General features: G+C 28.6%; 18 protein-coding genes. 6 read left to right on the forward strand and 12 right to left on the reverse strand.

Features of this window, described 5'->3' with window-relative positions; translation table 11 throughout:
• Window positions 1–71 precede the first annotated feature (71 nt).
• Entirely contained in the window at window positions 72–1,238 is a 1,167-nt protein-coding gene (locus F811_RS0109530) for a DUF4384 domain-containing protein (RefSeq protein WP_020005019.1), read from the forward strand.
• A 228-nt stretch (window positions 1,239–1,466) separates the two neighbouring features.
• Here the strand turns inward: F811_RS0109530 and F811_RS0109535 are convergent, their stop codons facing one another.
• From F811_RS0109535 to F811_RS0109555, 5 genes are all read right to left on the reverse strand, one after another.
• On the reverse strand, window positions 1,467–2,156 hold the full coding sequence (locus F811_RS0109535) for a hypothetical protein (RefSeq protein WP_020005020.1): 690 nt from the start codon (window positions 2,154–2,156) through the stop codon (window positions 1,467–1,469).
• 230 nt (window positions 2,157–2,386) lie between these two features.
• Window positions 2,387–3,436 carry a hypothetical protein gene (locus F811_RS0109540; protein WP_020005021.1) on the reverse strand — a complete coding sequence of 350 codons (1,050 nt, stop codon included), beginning with the start codon at window positions 3,434–3,436 and terminating at the stop codon, window positions 2,387–2,389.
• A 28-nt stretch (window positions 3,437–3,464) separates the two neighbouring features.
• Window positions 3,465–4,280: a TIGR00282 family metallophosphoesterase gene (locus tag F811_RS0109545; RefSeq protein ID WP_020005022.1), complete on the reverse strand. Its 816-nt coding sequence runs from the start codon at window positions 4,278–4,280 to the stop codon at window positions 3,465–3,467.
• A gap of 36 nt (window positions 4,281–4,316) precedes the next feature.
• On the reverse strand, window positions 4,317–5,846 hold the full coding sequence (gene rny, locus F811_RS0109550) for a ribonuclease Y (RefSeq protein ID WP_020005023.1): 1,530 nt from the start codon (window positions 5,844–5,846) through the stop codon (window positions 4,317–4,319).
• Between the two features lie 138 nt (window positions 5,847–5,984).
• Complete coding sequence (locus tag F811_RS0109555) at window positions 5,985–6,524, reverse strand: rubrerythrin family protein (RefSeq protein WP_020005024.1); 540 nt, start codon at window positions 6,522–6,524, stop codon at window positions 5,985–5,987.
• Between the two features lie 207 nt (window positions 6,525–6,731).
• On the opposite strand from F811_RS0109555, the gene F811_RS0109560 reads away from it, so the two are divergent.
• From F811_RS0109560 to F811_RS0109575, 4 genes are all read left to right on the forward strand, one after another.
• Window positions 6,732–7,349 (forward strand): cytidylate kinase-like family protein, encoded by a 618-nt coding sequence (locus tag F811_RS0109560; RefSeq protein WP_020005025.1) that lies wholly within the window; start codon window positions 6,732–6,734, stop codon window positions 7,347–7,349.
• Between the two features lie 87 nt (window positions 7,350–7,436).
• On the forward strand, window positions 7,437–7,937 hold the full coding sequence (locus F811_RS0109565) for a DUF2262 domain-containing protein (protein ID WP_020005026.1): 501 nt from the start codon (window positions 7,437–7,439) through the stop codon (window positions 7,935–7,937).
• A gap of 108 nt (window positions 7,938–8,045) precedes the next feature.
• On the forward strand, window positions 8,046–8,651 hold the full coding sequence (locus F811_RS0109570) for a DNA alkylation repair protein (protein ID WP_281167086.1): 606 nt from the start codon (window positions 8,046–8,048) through the stop codon (window positions 8,649–8,651).
• A 695-nt stretch (window positions 8,652–9,346) separates the two neighbouring features.
• On the forward strand, window positions 9,347–10,219 hold the full coding sequence (locus F811_RS0109575; protein ID WP_020005028.1) for a flagellin N-terminal helical domain-containing protein: 873 nt from the start codon (window positions 9,347–9,349) through the stop codon (window positions 10,217–10,219).
• Window positions 10,220–10,311: 92 nt separating this feature from the next.
• Here the strand turns inward: F811_RS0109575 and F811_RS0109580 are convergent, their stop codons facing one another.
• The 7 genes from F811_RS0109580 to F811_RS0109610 form a co-directional block, all read right to left on the reverse strand.
• The gene (locus tag F811_RS0109580) at window positions 10,312–10,689 is read right to left on the reverse strand and encodes a helix-turn-helix transcriptional regulator (RefSeq protein ID WP_020005029.1); all 378 of its coding nucleotides are present in this window, start codon (window positions 10,687–10,689) and stop codon (window positions 10,312–10,314) included.
• Between the two features lie 5 nt (window positions 10,690–10,694).
• On the reverse strand, window positions 10,695–10,919 hold the full coding sequence (locus tag F811_RS0109585; protein ID WP_020005030.1) for a hypothetical protein: 225 nt from the start codon (window positions 10,917–10,919) through the stop codon (window positions 10,695–10,697).
• A gap of 526 nt (window positions 10,920–11,445) precedes the next feature.
• A complete protein-coding gene (locus F811_RS0109590) occupies window positions 11,446–13,590 on the reverse strand; it encodes an ankyrin repeat domain-containing protein (protein ID WP_020005031.1) in 2,145 nt (714 codons plus the stop codon).
• Window positions 13,591–13,913: 323 nt separating this feature from the next.
• Window positions 13,914–18,224 (reverse strand): acyl-CoA dehydratase activase, encoded by a 4,311-nt coding sequence (locus tag F811_RS0109595; RefSeq protein WP_020005032.1) that lies wholly within the window; start codon window positions 18,222–18,224, stop codon window positions 13,914–13,916.
• Window positions 18,225–18,251: 27 nt separating this feature from the next.
• Window positions 18,252–18,602 carry an aspartate 1-decarboxylase gene (panD, locus tag F811_RS0109600; protein WP_020005033.1) on the reverse strand — a complete coding sequence of 117 codons (351 nt, stop codon included), beginning with the start codon at window positions 18,600–18,602 and terminating at the stop codon, window positions 18,252–18,254.
• A gap of 183 nt (window positions 18,603–18,785) precedes the next feature.
• On the reverse strand, window positions 18,786–19,610 hold the full coding sequence (locus tag F811_RS0109605) for a DUF2262 domain-containing protein (protein ID WP_020005034.1): 825 nt from the start codon (window positions 19,608–19,610) through the stop codon (window positions 18,786–18,788).
• A 151-nt stretch (window positions 19,611–19,761) separates the two neighbouring features.
• Window positions 19,762–20,289 carry a hypothetical protein gene (locus tag F811_RS0109610; protein WP_020005035.1) on the reverse strand — a complete coding sequence of 176 codons (528 nt, stop codon included), beginning with the start codon at window positions 20,287–20,289 and terminating at the stop codon, window positions 19,762–19,764.
• Window positions 20,290–20,485: 196 nt separating this feature from the next.
• Between F811_RS0109610 and F811_RS0109615 the strand changes: the two genes are divergently transcribed.
• Entirely contained in the window at window positions 20,486–21,955 is a 1,470-nt protein-coding gene (locus tag F811_RS0109615) for a hypothetical protein (protein WP_020005036.1), read from the forward strand.
• The last annotated feature ends 1 nt before the right edge of the window (window position 21,956 follow it).

Raw genomic sequence — 21,956 nt, forward strand, 5'->3', positions numbered from 1 at the left:
ATTTGAAGTCGAAGTTTTTTTTATTCCTTACATTATTATTAATAACATCAAGCCTTTATTCAAGAGAGAGAATGCCTATAGCAACTATAGATTTGGATCATAGTTTAAGAGAAAATGAACCTTTAAGAAAAGAACTTGTAAGAACTATAAACAGGTTCGCATATTTAAAACAAAAAACTTCTATATCTGTAGATAGAACAAAAAAGAAATTATTCTCTACTAATGAATTAACGCTTGAACAAGGATTAACTGTAGCTTCTAATCTTAATATAAAAGCAGCTATTATAATGGACAGCGAAAAAGTATTAAAGAGTACAAATAATTCTGTTTCAAATAATAATATAGTAATTAATTCTGATAATATAAATACGGTTCTTAGTAATTATAATATTACAAATAATATGATAAGCAATGATATAGTTATCACAAATGGTATAACTCTCACAAATGAAATTAAAGATTTGGGAGATTTAATAGAATATGGAATAGGAAAGAAAACCGAAGGTACAGATAAAGCCGCTGATGAAAAAAGCGATGAAGAACTATATGATATAAAATATAATTTTAAAGTTATTGATATAGAAACAATGGAAACGTTAAAGGAATATGAGCTTAAAACATCATCAGAAACTATATCAGTAATACAGGAAATATGCACATATTTGGAGTTTTACTTTTCAAACTATATATTCAAATCCTTTGAACCGCCTATAAATGGTGTTAATTTAACTTTAAGAATAGACAGAATATCATTAGAAAATAAAACTAACTCAATATATAATTCTGGTGAAATAATAGAAGGGGAATCATTTTCATTAAATTTCAGATCCAATACAGAAGGATATATATATATATTCGCCTTTCAAAATGACGGAACTGTAATACTAATGCATCCCAATGACTTTAATAATTACATAGATAATCAATACCATAATAAAATAGAATCAAGAAAAAATTATATAGTGCCTCCAGAAAACTCAATATTTAAAATAGTAATAAGCCCGCCTTTTGGAGAAGATTCATTTTACTGCCTATATACCAAAAAAGAACAAAAATGGATTACTGGAACATATTTTTCAGGCGATGGATTTAAAATATGTAATAAAAATAAAATAGCCGAGTTTACTGCCAAATTAAAATCTACACTTAAATGGATGAATAGAGATAATTGGCAGATATCATCAATCTATTTAAAATCTATACCCGAAATACCAGAAACAGAAACAATAGAAGAATAATTTTATATTTAAAAAATTAATTTTTAACAAACTATATTTATATACTAAAACAATAAGAATATAGCATGTAAAGTATTAAATTGAATATTTTTTATATAATATAGTAAAGTAATTTCAAAAGCTATAATAAAAATAAATAGAGCGAGTATTAAATATAAAAAATAGCTATCACCTTATCAATAAAGCAATAGCATTTTTATGTTAATAAAACTTTATCAGATTAGAAAATTATCTATAAATATATTTTTTGTTATAAAAAGGCTGATAACGATTAACTTTATCCAAGAAAGAGTTCTGATAAGAAGGATATAAAACAACCGTACCATCTTCATTTACATGTCCTACAGGATCATACTCATAGAAAGGAAGAAGAGTACCTTTATAAGTAACATTGTCAGAAGGTCCCCATCTTAAAGGAACTTCCACTCCAAATACTGTATCCTCCTCTACTGGAATACCATATATATAAACATATTTTGTGTATATATCAACAGCAACTAATGTATTATCTAATGATATTATTCCGCCGCCTTTTCCAGTAAATCTATAAAAATAAAAACGTTTCATAGCATCAGCATTATCTCTGTTTCTTTTGGCTGTATACAAAGGATTGTAGCCTCTGTATTGATAATATTTCATACTTGATATAAAGAATATACCAGCTTTTGAATTTTTACCGCTGTACATATACTCTTTAGTGTCTGAATTGTTAAGCTCCCAACATTTATCCTCTGTCTTATCTATGAATTGAAAACTAGGAACATTATTTTTATCAAATGTAGCTACTAAAAGCCAATCTTTAAACTTTGAAGAGCTGAAATTCGGATTATCTGAAACTGGTCTTTCAACAGCTTCTTTTGAAAATAATAATAAACTATTTATAAATATAATTGCTATATAAAAAAATATTTTTCTCATAATGATATCTTCAAATTAAATTATTTTTATTTATTCATTTAAATAATACACTAAATAATATATAAGTAAATATAACAAGTTTTGAAATGTAAACTAAATTTATCATAAATAAACAAAAAACTATATTTTTTATACTTTTATAATACATTTGATACATTTTACACTACATTTAATTATTAATGTTTATCAATTAGTGGACATTTTAAACTTTTTGTCTTATTAACAAAATTTTACTTTTTATCAGAATCATCATTTTCAGGAGTAAGCTCTATAACTTTAATATCCCCTTCTTCTGTTCTGTCATCATCAGGATTAATTTCTATAACTTTTACTTCATTATGGTCTTTATTACTGTTATCTTCTCTATAAACTTCCTCAGTTTTTTTATGTCTGTTTTTTAATTTGCCGTAAAATAACACAAATATAAGACAGTAAATAATAGCCATCAAAACAGCAGATAAACTATAAGGTATTAAAGCCATATTATTATTATAAACTGTATCAAATATATAATTATAACCATAAGGGAAAACTATATATATTATTAAAATAAGAGGAATAGTAAGTAAAAGCCACAATTTATTTTTATATACTTTATTAGCAAATGAATATGATATAATTATTGTTAATATAGATATAGTGCTTAAATATGAAATAGTACCTCTGTCCAATTTGGCATCATGATAATTTAATTCTAGGAAATTCATAATAATTATACCGCATACAGAAGTTAAGAATATACCAAACATAGTATAGATAACAGAAAGAAATATTTTTACTAAGAATTCTCTATTAGAAAATTCTTTTTCACTATGCGGTATTATTTCAGCCACCCATAATATAAGAGAAAATGCTAAAGTTTGTATAAATACCTCTGGAAAAGAAATTATATGAAATTTGATAGGAATCTGAGTGTATATTATACCTTCTATAGAACTTGGAGCCGAAATAGGAGCTGCTATAACACCTATACAAATAAATATAAGCCATACAATAAGCCAGCCCAGTTTAGAGGCTATAATTCTTCTAATGGGAAATAAAGCTATGGCTATGAATATCGCTCTTATAGGCTGTAGAAAAGGCCCTATAACAGTTAGAGGCGATTCAAAACCTCTCATAAAATTTATTATTATAGGATCATCATAAACAGATGTATAGTCAAATAGATTAGAAAATAATAAACCAAAAACTATATATGTAAGAGTATGTATAACAGCAACTTTTATATAAAAAATAAAAAAATGTCTTAAAAATATTTTTGGTGAATTATAATTTTCCATAATGCTAGTCTTTAAAAAATTATTTTTATTATTTTTCCTGCCTTTCAACTATATCATTGTGATATACAAAATTTATTCTCTTAATAGAAATAGCCTTTCCAGTATCACTGTCAGCCTGAACTATAATACCATTAATCATAGGACTCGAAGTTTCAACCTCAAATCTATGAGGCATTTTTGTAACAAATCTAGCAATGGCAGCATCTTTTTTCATACCTATAACAGAATAGTAGCTTCCGCACATACCAATATCAGATATATAAGCAGTATGAGAAGATAGTATTTTTTCATCTGCTGTCTGTACATGAGTATGTGTGCCGAAAACACATGAAACCTGACCTTCAAGATAGTATGAGAAAGCTATTTTTTCTGCTGTAGCTTCAGCATGGAAATCCACAAATATAAGATTAGTTCTTTCTTTCATATGCTTAATTGCAAGATTAGCCTTTTTAAAAGGACAATCTAAAGGATCCATAAATGTTCTTCCCATAAGATTAAGCACGCCAATCTTACAATCCAACATCTCATATATATAATAGCCAAGACCTGGTGCATCGTTTGGGTAATTATAAGGACGAATCAGACGATGCTCATTTCCTATAAGAGCAAATACATCTCTATTGTTCCATATATGATTACCCGAAGTAAGCACATCCACCCCAGAGTCAAAAAGCTCAGCTGCAGTATCTCTAGTAATACCTATACCATTAGCAGCATTTTCTCCGTTGGCTATTACAAAATCTATATTATTTTCTAATTTTATCTCTTCTAAATGCCTTCTTACAGCATAACGTCCTGTAACACCAATTACATCACCAAGACATAATATATTTTTTATAGACATTTTTAATTTACCTTTAATTAAAAATTAATTTAAAAATTATCTGGCAACCTCAACCGCCCTAGTCTCTCTAATAACTGTAACCCTTATTATACCGGGGTATTTTAACTCATCTTCTATACGTTTAGCAATATCTCTGGCAATCTGTTTGGCCTGAGTATCATCTACCATATCGCTTTTAGCCATTACTCTAAGCTCTCTTCCAGCCTGTATAGCAAATGATTTTTCAACACCTTCTATACTGTCAGCTATTTTTTCAAGATTATCCAAACGTTTTATATAGCTTTCAAAAGATTCTCTTCTAGCACCAGGTCTTGCCGCACTGATAGCATCAGCTGCTTTTACTATAACAGCTTCAACAGTTTGAGTATCAACATCATTATGATGTGCCCTTATAGCATTAACAACCTCTTCTTTTTCACCGCATCTTTTAGCTAAATCAGCACCGCTCATAGCATGAGAACCTTCACCTTCAGTCTCTATAGCCTTACCTATATCATGAAGAAATGCACTTCTTTTAGCCAAATCAACATTGGCACCTATTTCAGCTGCTATCATAGCTGCAATATTTGCAACCTCTTTACTGTGAAGAAGCATATTCTGTCCGTAACTAGTTCTGTACTGAAGTCTTCCCATATGCCTTATTAATTCATGATGCATAGTTGTAAGATTTAAATCCACAATAGCGTTTTCTCCAGCCTCCATTATAGAATCTTCAACTTCTCTTCTAGTTCTTTCAACAACCTCTTCTATTCTTGCGGGGTGTATTCTTCCGTCTAATATAAGTTTTTCTAATGAAACTTTAGCAATATGTTTTCTTACAGGATCAAAACATGATATAACAACAGCCTCTGGAGTATCATCTATAATAATATCAACACCAGTAAGTGTTTCAAGCATTCTTATATTTCTTCCCTCTCTGCCTATGATTCTTCCTTTCATCTCTTCGCTAGGCAAAGATACAGAAGTTACAGAAGTTTCCTGAGCCACTTCGCTTGAAAGACGCTGTATGGTTTGAACGATTATCTCTCTTGCTTTTCTTTCGCCTGTTTCTATAGCATTTTTTTCTATGTTATCAACTATCTTAGCAGCAGATTTTTTGGCATCTTCTTCTATTTCTTTTATCAAATTGGTTTTAGCCTCTTCTCTTGTAAAACCAGCTATTTTCTCCAATTCTTTTTCAGCTTCTTCTATAACAGAAGCGAGCCTGTCTTCCTGCTCCTTAATCTTTTTCATTTTATTCTCAATATTATGTTCTTTATTTTCCAAATACTGAGATTTTTTATCAAGATTGGCCTCTCGTTGTAGTACTCTATTTTCTAATTTCTGAATCTCTGCTTTTCTATCCCTATTCTCATTTTCTAATCTGCTACGCTCTTTTTGTATTTCAGAATTAGCTTCGGAAAGTATAGTCTTTCTTTCATTTTCTGCTTGTTCTCTTGCACTTTGAAGCAACTTATGTGTTATTATTTCCGTAGAGTTAAGCTTTATTTTCGCTATAACAAAACGGGTTATATATCCAAAAACAAACGCAACTACAACGAAGGTGATTATTAAAGGTATGTTCATATTTCACCTCGTTATTATTTTTTGATATTTAATACATTTTTTACAACAATATTATTTAACATGATTTTTATATAAAGTCAATAATATTATTCGATTGTAAAAAAAGTATATAAATAATTTTATAAATAAATTAATGCATTAATATTTTTGTAACATTTTTCCAGAACCGCCGCAAGTTTCGCAAGTTTCCGGAGCTTTGTCTCTGTATATATTACCGCAGCTAGGACAGAGATAAAAAGTTACATCTGCATCCTTATTTAAAAAATTATCTATAATGTCTTGGAATAATTTAGCATGTTCAGTTTCTACTTTTCCTAAAGAGTTTACTGTTTCACTTACTAATTTATTTTTTTGTTCTACAGCTACTTGAGCTAATTGAGGATAAAGTATAGTAGATTCATATACTTCTCCTTTTATACCTGCTTCTAAATTTTCTCTGTCGCTTGCAGGAGCTACGGGATTAAGTTCTGGAACAAATTTACTCATATCTAATCCGCTTCTTAAAGCTAATTTTCTCATTTTTTCAGCATGTATTTTTTCTGCCAAAGATGTTGTTGAAAACACTTTCTGAACAGCTTTATTGCTTGATGCTTTTCCAAATGAACTATATCTATTTGCAGCATTAGATTCACCTTGAAATATTGAATATAAAACTTCTTCTAATGTTTTAGCAGCCATATTTATTTTTCCTCCGTTTTGTATGTATATATTTATTTATAAAAAATAATTCTTATTTATTAAGATTAACTTCACTATATAATATCAATTAGTAAAAAAAAATCAAACTTTTTTTTTAAAAAATATATTAAAAATTACAATAATATATAATGAATAAATTTTATTTTATAATATAATATTTCGGATAAAATACGTAAAAAGGTAAATATGAAGAACAGAATAATAACTATAAGCAGGCAGTACGGGAGCGGAGGAAGGCATATAGGAGAAATGCTTTCAAAAAAACTTAATTTTGATTTTTACGATAAAGAATTGATAGAAATAGTAGCTAAAAGAACAGGTATTAACAAACAATATCTCGAATCAAAAGAAGAAAAATTTACTAATGATAATCTATTTTTCAGTGCATTTCATAAAGAGTTTTTTTCAAGTCCATTTGCATCAAAAACCAGAGATTCTACCCTCGACAAAATATTTGAGATACAAAGAGAAGTTATAATGAATATAGCAAACAAAGGAAACTGCGTTATTATTGGAAGATGTGCAAGCTTTATATTGAAAGACTGTCATAAATGTTTCAATATATTTGTTCATGCCCCAAATGACCGAAGAATACAGAGAATAACCGATGAATATGGAGTAAAAATGGAAAATGCAGAAACTCAGCTTAAAAATACTGATAAATATAGAGCAAATTATTATAAATACTATACTGGAGGCGATTGGGACGATATGACTAATTATAACCTCACCATAGACAGCGGATACTTTAACGATGAAGATATATGCTCTATAATAATAAATGCTTTGAAAAAAAATATATAAAAACTTGAAAATTAATAATATATTACTATATTTAATTAATAGCTATATAAAATTATATAATATGATATTTAGTGAAAGGATTTATTTATGAAGAATAAAGATATTAAAGATTTTTATGAAAACGACTACTTCTCGTACGAATCGGATTGTGATTTATGGAATGATGAAAAAATATCATTATTAATAGATTTTGGTGAAGAAGCTGATAAGTCAAAAATGCTTATGAAACATTTATGTAAAATTAATGAAATATTAAAATGGATTGATGAGCATAAAAAAGATGTTTCAGATTTTCTTATAAACAAACAATGTTTAGCATTAGCTGAAGAATGGGTTATAACTGGAGAACAAATAGATGAAAATACATATAAAAATCAGTCCGGAGAAATCATAAATATACCTATTAAAGATGAAGATTTCTTTAATGCTATGTATATAGATACAATATTAATAGATTTTGATGAAGATGAAACAAGACCTGATACTACACTTCATATACTATTTGAGCCAGATTATTTTAAACATCATTCATTAATAGTTTATATTGACGGTGAAAGAAAGATAGAATATGGTGATATAGCGGGATAATACAAATTATACAAATATGTTCAATTAAATAAATGCATTTTTCAATCTAAACATTATAATAATCATATTATAAAATTACAAAACAGGAGAATAGAACTGAAAGACTACATTAAAAATTTAGAAAAAGAATTTTCAAAAATAACCAACGGATTTAAAGAAATAGAAAAAAAGGCCTTATCTGATTTCAAATCTAATAATAATTCTTATATTAAAGAATTAGCATACTCAGCTTATAAATCAGATTCATATCAAGTAAGAATGTACTCTGTATTTTTATTTGGTTATTTATCTGAAAACAAAGAAATTCTTAATTTTATGAAAGATGTAGTTTCTAAAGATAATAATTGGAGAGTTCAGGAAATATTGGCAAAGTCTTTTGATGAACACTGTAAAATATTAGGATATGAAAAATCTATCATAATTATTGATGAATGGCTGAATGATAGTAATCCTAATACAAGGCGTGCTGTAACTGAAGGTTTAAGAATATGGACAAATAAACCATACTTCAAAGAAAATCCTAGTGAAGCAATTAGAAGATTATCAAATCTAAAACATGATAATAGCGAATATGTTAGAAAATCTGTAGGTAATGCTTTAAGAGACATAAGCAAAAAATATCCCAAATTAATTGAAGAAGAATTAAATAGCTGGAATTTAGAAATAAAAGAAATAAAACAAGTTTATAAATTAGCAAATAAATTTATAAAATAATGAAGTTCATAATTTTTTCAAATTTATTATCGACTTTTTTGACTTTATTAAAGCTTCAAAATACAAATAAATATATAATACTTGTTTCAAAAGTACTTGATTATATACTGAAAATTTTTAAGTTTGTCAATTTTTAATTGTTCTTTTTCCCGCCTTCCACAGAGTGTCGGGCTTCGCCAAAAGAACCTTATATCATCGACAAGCTAGGATATGCTATAAAAAAGTGCATTTATAAAAATAATACTAAATAGTACTAACTATGTTTTATATGTAGGATAAATTACTAAATTCAGTATAAAATGTAGCCTTTCGCTACTGCGGGCTGTGCCTGCTTCTTTGTGGCACACCGAAGGCGGACAGCGTCACAAAAGAAGTGGGGGTTCGGGGGCTAGTCCCCGAAAATAATAAAAATATAAAAATTAATTTTGACAAACTGTATTTGTTTAGGTATATACTAAAGTGATTACAATTTAATATAAATAATAATTAAAAAATAAATTACAGCCGTGTAAAGTCATATTAACATAACTATATTAACATAATTAAATTAACATAATATTAGAAAATTATTTTTAATAAAACTGAAGAAAAAAAATTTTATTTTTACAAAAAAAAATTAATAATTAATAGCCACTAACCGATAATAATTATGTGTTCAGGGAAGAATACATATAATTAATTCATGGAGGAACCATATGGTTATCAACAATAATATAAGTGCTATTAATGCACAACGCACTCTTAAATTTCGCCAAGTAGATTTAAGAAAAGACGCTGCTCAGATTTCTAGCGGTATGAGAATCAACCAAGCTGGAGACGATGCTAGTGGATTAGCAGTATCTGAAAAAATGCGTACACAAATTCGTGGTTTACGCCAAGCTGAAAGAAATACTCAAGACGGTATATCTTTCATACAAACTACAGAAGGATACTTAGAAGAAACTACTAACATTCTTCAAAGAATCCGTGAATTAGCTATACAAGCTGCTAACGGTATCTATACTGATGAAGACAGACTTTATGTACAAATCGAAGTTTCTCAATTAGTAGATGAAATCGACAGAGTTGCTTCACAAGCTCAATTCAATAAGCTTAACATGTTAACTGGTAGATTTGCTAGATCTACAGGTGAAAACACTCCTACAGCTTCTATGTGGTTGCATATTGGTGCTAACATGGACGAAAGAAAACGTGTTTATATAGGTACTATGAACAGCCAAGCTCTTGGACTTAAAAACCCAGTAGGCCCAGCTACTAGTGCTACATTCATCAGTGTTTCTAGCCCAGCTAAAGCTAACTCTGTTATAGGTATGGTAGACGAAGCTCTTCTTAAAGTATTAAAACAAAGATCTGACTTAGGTGCTTATCAAAACAGATTAGAAATGACAGCTCAAGGCTTAATGGTTGGATTCGAAAACATGCAGGCTTCTGAAAGCAGAATCCGTGATACAGATATGGCTGAAGCATCAGTTAAACTTGCTAAAGACCAAATTCTTAACCAAGCTAACTTGTCTATGCTTGCTCAAGCTAATCAGTTACCACAAGGTGCTCTTAGATTATTACAATAATTAATATTCAATTAGTTTTGTAATATTAACCATATAAAGGGGAGACGCTCTTAAATGAGTGCCTCCCTTTTAATTTTTAATCTTAATAATTCCTATGCATTAATAACCATATTAAACTGCTTTGATATCTCCTTTTTTATAGCTGTCAAATACTGAGATACTGCAGACTGCGTTACATTAAGCATAACAGCTAACTCTTCTTGAGTTTTGCCTTCAGAGAAAAGCTTCATTACTTTTTTCTGCTTTGGTGTAAGTATTGCTATTATTAAATTTGATACCCTGCTGTACTCGCTTTCTGTTAGGGCATTTGAATAAAGTATATTATCCAAATCATCATTTGTTAATACTGTTTCTCTGCTATCTGTTCTATCAGAATTAATTTTTCTGGTACCCAAACTCTTATTAATTTCTTTCAAAACATCATTACAAAGTTTTTTACAGGTGTCATATTTAGGGCATAAATTACACATTATTATTAATACTCCTTTAATATATTTAATATGCTATCCAAAATTTCAGGCTTATAATTAGAAATGTCAATATCATCTAATTTGCTTATAGCATTATTAATATCAACACGCATTATAACCCACTCCTCCCAATTAGTTTTTTTATTGTAAAAATAATCATCCTCCTCTATATTATCCAATATGTTTTTTATTATTTTTTTGTAATAGATATTGCTTTGAAATTTATTCATTTTAGAACTCCTAAAACAGTATATTTTTATACTGTATAAGAATACTATATATACCGAATTTGAGTTAATTACAAGTATCTATAATGTATTTTTATACATTATTTTAAATTTATTATAATAAAATTTTAATGAATGCTACATTTAAAACAAAGCAATATAATTGGAAAATATATTTCTCTCAAAAGTACTTTAAAATAGTATATATCAAATTTTCATAATTTATTAATTACAAAAATAATGTTTTATATGTTGTATAATTTATCATTTTAGTATATAAACATGCAGTCTTTCGCGACTGCGGGCTGTGCCTGCTTCTCGCCACAGGCGTACTTCGTATGGAGCAACAGCGAGTAGGTGCCTATTCGGTAAAAGAAGTGGGGTGCGGGGGCTAGTCACCGCAATTATAAATAAAAATAGTTTTGAAACAAATCTATTTTATACTTAATCTTGTTAAGTACTTTTGAAACAAGTCTAATATAAATAAACAAGAAATAAAAAACTATTTATATAACCACTAATAAAAAAATCACTTGCTATATTTTTCAAATATACTTTTTATTTCATCATCGAAGATTATTGACCACTTTATATATTCATTATTAATAGATAAATCAGCCCCATTTTTTAGTAAAAGCTCAAATATGTAAGCATTTTTCTTTTTGGCTGCTATAACTAATGCAGTATTTCCTTCAGGGTCTGTCATGTTAATATCAGCATTATTTTTTATAAAAAACTCTGCAAGTTCTACAAGTTCTTTTTTAATAGCAGCTATTAGAGGGGTGTATCCGTCTTTTCCTCTTTTATTAATATCTGCATTATTATCTAATAATATTTTTGCAATTTCTATATTTTCAACAAGAGTTAAAGGCGTATCTCCAAAATCATCTTGAAAGTTAACATCTATTCCTTTTGATATGTATTTTGATACTTTTTCAATTTCTCCATATGAAACACTATTAAGAAATTTGGAGTTTCTCTTATATTCTTTATCATGATAACTTTTAAAAATATTAAACATATCATAATTTTCATTTTTACTCGCATAATATAATGCTCTTCTTCCATAAGCATCTCTTGCAAATACATCAGCTTTATTTTCTATTAAAATTTTTACTATATTAATATGATTATGCATAGCAGCAAGAATTAAAGCACTAGAACCTAATTTAGTTTGAATATTAATATCAGCATTATTTGCTATTAATAAGTTTAATATCTTTTCAGCATTATAAGAAGCAGCACACATTAAAGGAGTAATACCGTCATTATCCATAGCATTTACATCTGCTCCTCTTTTTATAAACTCTTCTGCTATATCAAAGTCATTGTCATTATTAGAAATATATTCTAAAGCTGTATTATTTAAATAACTTCTGAAATTAACATCAGCATTATGTTCTAATAATATTTTTATTATTTCTTTATAATTACTGCGTGAAGCTAAAAGTAATGCATTAAATCCGTATTTCCCGTATACAGCATTATTAATATCAACTCCTTCAGAAATATATTTCAAAACATCATTTATTTTATTTTCAATAACTGCATATAAAAATTTTATTTCTTTAGATGAAGCATCTAATATTAATTTTACCATTTTCTCTTGATAAAGATTTTTATTATATGCTATATCTAATGCAATTTCTTCATAGTTATTTTTTAATGTCAAATCAGGATTATATTTTAAAAGAAGCTCAGCAATCTCTATATTATGTCCATTTACGCTATACATCATAGGGGTTTCTTTTCTATTATCTGATAAATTAATATCAGCATTATGCTCTAACAATATTTTTGCTATATCATAAGAACGATAATCACATGCAATTATCAAAGGAGTTCTGCCCCATTTATCTTGTACATTTGGACTTGCATTATATTCAAGTAAAGCTTTAACCATATCAATATTTATACTTTCACATGCATATATTAAGGCGGTATTTCCTTCATCATTATTTTTTATTTCTGTATCAGCATTATTCTCTAATAAAGCACTTACAAAATCAGTTTTTCCAGCATAAGAAGCTCCTATTAATGCTGTAAAACCTCTATTATCCTTTGCGTTTATATCTGCTCCATACTCTAATAATATTTTTATTATTTCTATACTAGGTTTATTATTTTCCATTAAGGCATAATATATTAATGCTGTTTCTCCTTTTTGATTTTTATAATTAGGGTCATATCCATTTTCAAGTAATATTCTCACTATTTCAGCATGATTTCCGATGCAAGCTATCATCAATGCAGTTAAATAATTATTTTCTAATGTAGTCTCTATATACATATCAGCTTTATGTTCAAGGAGAATTTTAACTACATCTGAATTGCCATAAATACATGCATATATCAAAGCAGTATAATTATAATCGTTAGTCATATCTACAGAAGCATTATACTCTAATAAAAGTTTTACTATATCAGCATTTCCTTTGTAAGAAGCAATCATTAAAGGAGTATATCCGTCTTTATTCTTAAAGTCAATTTCAACATCTTTTTCTGAAGCAACATTTTTATTGTTTTTATTATTTTTATTTTTAATTAATATTTTTGCTACTGAAAATATATTTATATTTATATAATCATTTTTATTTAATAAATATTTTATATGCTTAATATTGCCGTCTTCTACAGCATTGAAAAATTCGATTTTTTCTTTATTTGTAAACATCATAAACCTCTAATATCTTTTTAGTGCAGTATATCAAAAACTATAGAGTTAATCAATATAGAGTCAGCAGATGTTATATACTAAAAATTTTTAAGTTTGTCAATTTTTTTAGTCAACTTTTCACACCTTCCACAGAGTGGTGGGCTTTGCCAAAAGAACCTTATATCATCGACAAGCTCGGATACGCTTCGCAAAAGTGCAAGTCTAAAATAATACTAAATAGTACTAATTACATTTAATAAGTATAATAGATTATCAAAAAAGGCTCACAAATCATCACAATTTGCAAGCCTTTCATTATATATTTAAGTAACTAATACTAATTATTTAGCATAAGCACCTATTTCATCTTTTATAGTATCTTCAACCATAACACTGTTCATACTGTCTTTAGCAGAACGTACAAAGAACTCTAAACGGTTTATAGTATTAACTTCACTAGCACCAGCATCCATATCCAAATAAAGAAGATTCAAATTAGGATATCTAGTTTTAAGTCTAGTTTCAATACCGCGTGCTATGATGTGATTAGCAATACAACCAAAAGGCTGTAAACAAAGTACATTATTAACACCCTCTTCAGCAAAAGTAGCTATTTCACCAGGTAAAAGCCAAGCCTCTCCAAATTGGTTAGTCATAGCAGTAACCTTAGCAGCATTTTCAGCTATTTGACGTATATGATGAGCAGGTCTAAAACCTTTGAATTTTGACATTATCTGATTGATAGAATCTACCCTTACATCAATAACCTTTTCTGAAAGTTTAGAACCATAATAGCCTAAGAATGATACATCTCTTGCATTAGTTTCTTTGTTTACCTGTTCGCTTATAACTTTTTGTACAAAGAAGTCAAATACAGGAGGAACTATTACCTCAACCCCTTTAGCCATTAACCAATCGCAAACATCACCGTTAGCAAATTTATTATATTTTACATAAATCTCGCCTACCAAACCAGCTTTAGGAAGCTCTAAATTATCATTAGTTTCAATAGCATTAAACTCAGCAACAGCCTGTTTTAATAATTTATCAGTTGCTTTAAGAGCAAAATCTTTAGGATGTAAAGCTATATATTTATTAGCAAGTGCCAAAGATTCGCCTCTTTTTACTTCGCGTGCTGCTGTGTAATAATACATTGTAGATATAGCATCAGCATAAGGCATAGCTATAATACCTTCTTTCATCAAGTCAATTTTTGAAAGCTCAAAACCTGGCTGATCATTAATAACAGTAAGTCCCACAGTTACTACTGGAACATCTGGATAACCTGCATTGATTAATCCTCTTTTTATAAGAGAAGCATAGTTACTAGCACGGCATTGTCCGCCAGTTTGCGTAATACCAGCAGCTATATTTTTAGGATCATATTTGCCGCTTTGTACTGCTCTTATAATGTCTCCTATAACAATAGTAGCAGGGTAACATATATCCTGATTTGCATATCTTAAACCAAGTTCAACTGATTCAACATCTGGTTCTGGAAGAGGAATTGTATCATATCCGCTTCTTTCTAATAGAGTTAAAATCATAGGATCATAGAATTGACCGAATTTAGGTACAAGTATTGCACGTCTATCATTTTTCTCATATCTTTTAATGATAGTTCTATTAGGTTTATCGCTAACAGTGAAATCGCCTTTCATTCTCATACTTTCTATCATAGAACGTATTCTTAAACGTATACTTCCGGGACTTGATATTTCATCAACTTTTACCAAAGTAGGATTTTTTCCATAAGCATTAAGTATAGATTTTATCTCATCTGAAGTAGTAGCATCAGGACCGCATCCGAAACTATTAATTTGAACTACTTCAAGTTTCATATCTTTTTGCTGGCAAGCCCATAAAGCCGCTTTAAACATTTTATTAGGATAAGACCATTGAGTTAATACCTGTACATCACCAAGACTAGTATCATTAATATCAAGTCCATCTTCTGTAAGTACGTTGATACCAAATGAAGCAATAGTTTCTGGTATTTTATGATTGATTAATGGGTCAATATGATAAGGTCTGCTTACTATAAGTATAGTAGGTGTCTGAGTTTCTTTGGCATGTTCTATTATCTTTTTGCCTTCAGTCTTTAATTCATTTTTTACCCTTACTTGTTCCTGCAAAGCCATTTTGAAAGCTCTGTCAAAATCTTTTTTGTTTATGCCAAGTCCTTTAACAAAATATGCTTTACAGCCTTTGTATAATAAATCTTCATTTAAGAAAGAAATTGTTGGAGCATCAAAAGGTATACCGTATTTAGTCAATGGACTTATAGAACTGTCTATTACATCTGGATATCCTGTTACTACAGGGCAGTTATAGCTGTTTGCACTTCCATCTTCTTCACTTTTTTCAAGTACAACAGAAGGATAGAATATTCTGTCTACTTTGGATTCTATCAAATCATATATATGTCCGTTAGCTATTTTAGCAGGGAAACATATATTATCACTCATAACAGTACCAGAACCTTTTTCAGCTATAGCCATGCTAGAAGGTGAAGATAATTGTACTCTGTATCCGCATTCTACAAGTATAGTAGCCCAGAATGGGAAGTTTTGATACATATTAAGTACGCGAGGTATACCAATAGTACCTTTTATTTCATCTGATGCTGGAGCTAAAGGTCTGTCAAAAAGAAGAGAAAGTTTTTTCTGAGTAATATCCATTCCATAATTTCTTTCTTTGTTTCCTTTATTGGTGAATATTCTCTCACATTTATTTCCAGTATAGAATGATTTATTATCTTTGAATTTTAATCTTGTAACAGTACAAAGGTTTTCGCAGCCTTTACAAGTAAGCTGTTTTCTTTCATAATCATTAGCTTCCTGTAAATTATCCAAACCTATAAAAGTAGTATCTTCTTCTTTAGTGTTATAAGTATCCAAAGCAAGTAATGCACAGCCATATGCCCCTATAAGTTCGGATATATCTGGACGAATAACTTTTTTATTTAAGAACTTTTCTACAGAACGAAGAACAGCAGAGTTTTTGAAAGTACCGCCCTGAACAACTATATGATCTCCTAAAATAGAAGTGTCAGTAATCTTTAATACTTTAGTGAAACAGTTTAATGTAACACTTTTAGCTAATCCTGCAGAAATATCCGCAACAGAAGAGCCTTCTCTTAAAGACTGTTTAACTTTACTATTCATAAATACTGTACAGCGACTTCCCAAATCGCAAGGACTTGCAGATTCGCATGCAATGTTAGCAAAATCAGCTACTTTGTATCCCATTCCGCGTGCAAATGTTTCTATAAATGAACCACAGCCTGAAGAACAAGCCTCATTAATTTCAATATTTTCTATAATACCGTCTTTAATGAATATAGCCTTCATATCCTGTCCGCCTATATCAAGTATGAAGCTAACGTCTTTATCAAAAGCCTTAGCACCTCTGTAATGAGCCATAGTTTCTACTATACCCTCGTCCATATTGAATGCTGCTTTTATCAAGTCTTCACCGTATCCTGTAACAGCAGTTCTTGCTATATTTATTTTAATATTTTTTTCATCTAATTCTTTTTTTATCTCTGTAAGACCTTCAGTAACAGCACCTACTGGGTTGCCGTTATTGTTTCTGTAATGTCTTAAAACAACCTGTCCGTCTTCATCAATAATAACTATTTTTGTAGTAGTAGAGCCTGAATCTATACCTAAGAATGTATTTTTACCATTAACTGTAGATACATCAGCAGATTTTACTTTATCTTTGCTATGCTCATCTTTCCAATTATCATATTCTTCCTGACTTGTGAATAATGCTTCTCTATGTTTAGAATTAGTTATTTTTACTTCAGCAGAAATATTTTCAACTAATCTTGTAAACTCAGAAACTTTTATTATAGTCTGATCTTCCTTTTCTCCGAAAGCAGCACCTATTGCAGCAGTTAATTCTGGGTGTTCAACTGTATACATATCTTCTTCGGTAGCATTTAAAAGTGATAGGAATGTTCTTCTTAATTCTGGAAGGAAAGTTAAAGGACCGCCTGTAAATAATATCTTTGGCTTTATTTCAAAACCTTTAGCCAAAGTATTAACTGTTTGAACCGCTACAGCTTGGAATATACTTTTAGCAATATCAGCTTTTGGAATATCACGGCTTATAAGAGTTTGTACATCTGTTTTAGCAAAAACTCCGCATCTGCTTGCCATAGGATAAATAGAAGTTGATTTTTCTGCCAATGTAGAAAGCTCAGAAGGCTGAACATTAAGAAGTGTAGCCATTTGGTCTATAAATGCTCCTGTACCTCCTGCACAGTTGCCGTTCATTCTGATATCAGCTTTAAAATTATCATCAAATACTATAATCTTTGCATCTTCTCCTCCTATATCAATCAATGTCCTTCCATAAGGATAAATCTTTCTAATAGCAGTTGAAGAAGCAATTACCTCCTGCACAAAACTAATGCCAGTCTTTTCACATACACCCATACCTGCAGTACCTGTCATAGATAAAGCAAGAGTCAAATCTCCATGCATAGCCTGAAGATTTTCTAGTATGGATAATAATGTATCTTTTATGTCGGCATTATGTCTTACATAAGTTTTAAATATCATATTATTTTTATCATCATATACAACCATTTTAGCAGTAGTTGATCCTATATCAATACCAGCTTTGAAAATTTTTTCCATAATATCTCTCCTAAATATTAAGTTATTTCAATCTATTATAAAATTTTTCATATTTACAAATATTACTTTAGTTTTAAAATTATTTATACTATCCTCAGCCGCATGTCCGTAAGAAAGTATTATTATAGTATCATCTTTTTTAGCATAATGAACATTATCTCCGTTAATACCTATAACTCCTGTTCCGCGTATGCCTTTAACTACAAATGTTTCAAACCTTTTATCATTGCTCAAATTAATAACAGATACCCTATCCCCTTCCAGTATATCAGCTTTATCCATCAGGGCTTCATCTATTGTTATTGAGTTTTTAAAATTTAAATCTGTTCTTGTTACTGTAAGTCTGTGTATCTTAGACTTTATAACACTTCTCATCATAATGATACTAAATCCAAAAACTAATCTTTTCTTATATATTACTAATTTATCTTTACAAATATTTTACTTATATGACAAAAAAATGTCAATATTATAATTAAAGATATTTATTAATAATAGTTATTATATACTATAACTATTATTAAAAATATCATACATTTTATACATCTTGTAGCTTAATAATTAAAATTGACTTACGAATGCATTTGTGAATTTTCCTGTCAAATCACCTTCAGCAATAACATCTAAAGGAAAAACTTTTTTATTGCCCAATCTGTAATTAACATAATTCTCTCTTTCATGTATTATAATTTCAATAAGATCTATTTTATTAGCAAACTCTTTTACAAATTCTCCCTCATCAACAGCATTCTCTCCTCTTTTTGAGGCAGCCTTATTTCCTTGATTAATTATACTTCTTGCCGAGTATTCCTTAATCTCCTTATTCCAATATTCTATATCTGAAAATATATTTCTAATAAAATTAACAGCCCTTTCTTTATAGTATTCATCTGCATCGTCAAAGGCTATAAGTATCTTTCTATTATTAACCCAATCAAACTCTTTATCAAAAGAACCTAGCATTCTGTTATACAAAAAGTCCCCCAAAACTTCATCTTTATAGTAGATAGGCTCTAAATATTCCTTAAGCATAGGAGTTAAATCTTCATCTTCGTAATTACTATCTATAATATCAGCAAGTAAAAACTCTGCTAATTCCTCTCCCTGCTCTTTTTCATATCTTACTTTCAACTTTACAACAGACTCTCTTTTAAGAATAGATTTATAATAATCCATTTCTTTTTCATCTATTTTCATTCTTACAAGTATTTTTTTATTTTTTTCTATATAATTAGTCCCCATATCTTTATATGCAATACAAATAATAAGAACATTTATTTTATTATCATCTTCCGTTTTGGCACCTAAAAAGTCTGGAGATCCTATTATGAAAGCAATGTCTTTATACTCATCTCTAAATTCACTTTCTTTTTGTAAATAAAACATAAATAAATCCTACTGCAATAATTCTTTATAAATCTATAATATAATACAAATAATTATAATTGTCAAAATAAATATTTATATAGAGTAAAAATAAAAATGTGAGTATTTATTTAGAATTTTATGATTATTAAAAGATATTCATATTAATATATTACCTTAATACTCCAAATTCTATTAAATTTAAAGTATTAACTTCTTCTACATATGGTATTGGATATTCAGACATATCTTTACCTTCACGTAAAGTATTATATATAGTTAAATTGCTCTTTTTCCAATTAGACAATCTATTTTGATATTCTTTAGTATATCCAGAAGTCATTTTTATTTTTCCATTATCATCAAGTACAAAACCAACAAACATATTTACATTAGTATTCGGTATAGAATCTCTTACACCATAAGCAACATAGCTCAAAGGCATTTTTTCATAATAATATGCATTAGTAGCAGTTTCAGCATATAAAAATACTCCCCTGCCTGTTACCATACCGTTAATTTTATATTCAACATTTCCATTTTCTTTAAAAGTGTATAAATATCCGTTTGGTGCCATCACACTTTTACCACTCACTTTTTTTATCCAAACATTATTATAATTGCTATCTGCAACTTTATCATTAGAAGCACATGCTGTTATTAAAAATAAAAAAACCGATATACTATATAGTCTTATCATAAGATACCTCTTTAATGAATAAATTCTCGACATTAATAATAAATAGATTAAAAAATTATTTATAATCAAATATAAACAAAAAATTTTATTTTGCTTCTATATTTAATATAATCATTATTAACATATTTTACATAATGATATATTATCTGTTTAATTATAAAATTATTATAAAAAACAATTGATACGAGAAAACATTATGAAGAAAACATATAAATTGATTTTATTATCAATGCTATTTTTAATTTCATGTAATAATCAATTTAATCCAAGATACTATTATAATAAAAAACTTTTAAGCACAAAACCCGACAATGGAACAAGTTCAGATTTGGGAGAAGATGAAGATATCAGTCCAGAAAATGATCCTTTTAATCCTAATAATGGGGAGTGGAATCATATAGACTATATTTTTAATGGAAATATTATAAAAGACTGGTTTTTAAAAGTTAGTTTTACAAGCGGTAATGTTCCAGAATATCAATTTTTTAATGCAAATGACAGCAGAGTATGGCTAAATGGAGATGAAAGTAAAAATGAAAAATATTTTGATGCCTCTAATGACGGAAATAAAGTTACATCTCCAATGCAAGTGTCTATAAATCCTTTAAAAATATTCAGGTATGACTATAAAAACCCATTAGCAGATCCTAACTCACAATATAATTTATCAGACAGAATGAAAAGATTCTTATTTATAAAAATAGAAGGAAAAGCTATTATAGATTTAAATCAATATCTGATAGCAATAGATACATACTCAAAGTTTATATTCGCATATGCTAAAATAACAAAAACAGCCAATGCTCCGTTAGTAGGCACTCCATACCCAGTTCTTTTTGAAGCTATAGAAAACTTTGAAGAAAAGAGAAAATTTTATGAATATGATCCTATAGGTTTTGTAAAAGAAGACGGGGAAGTAGTACTTTATCAGGAATATAAAAATGAAATGGCATTAGGTGCTACAAAATATGTTCCTTCCGTTCATAAAAATGACGGAAAAATAAGAGATACGGCAAAACATGATTTTAATAGTCCAGGACGTTCTCCATATTTGAATGTCAAAGAAGAAGACAGCAGAGCTTCAATTATTGTAGAATCAAAATCTGTAAAAAATATAAGTATGAAAAGCTATTCAAACCCTTGGGGATTTGGAGGATATAATCTAAAAAATGAGGCTTATTTAGTATATGCTTTGAGAGCCGCTATTTATGAAGATAATTCAAGTATAAACTATACTATGCTTGGAAACTACGGAGAAGGAAAAGAACTATCTATAGGTGCTACTGCAGGAAGTATAATAACTATAGGAAATGATAAAAGTATAAACTGTGAGGCAAATACAAAATATGCCGTAACTGATATGAAAAATATAGATATTAATATTATACTAGACAGTCAGTTCATAAAATATAATTGGCTTCTTGGATTTCCTGATTATGGAAATACTGTAACAAAATTATCCTCATATGATGACAGCAAATTAAAAATAAATTATGATGGTAAAAAATTTAAAGTATATGAAACTCTAAGTTCTGTAATTTCTTGTACTCCTAATGAATTTACTATAGAAAAAGGACAAGCACAAGATATAGTTATAAAATATCATAACAATAATGATAACAGAGATGAAGAATGGGAAGTAACGTATAATATAAAAATTGAATAAT

Origin of the sequence: Brachyspira innocens ATCC 29796 (assembly GCF_000384655.1) — a bacterium.
Lineage (GTDB): Bacteria > Spirochaetota > Brachyspiria > Brachyspirales > Brachyspiraceae > Brachyspira > Brachyspira innocens.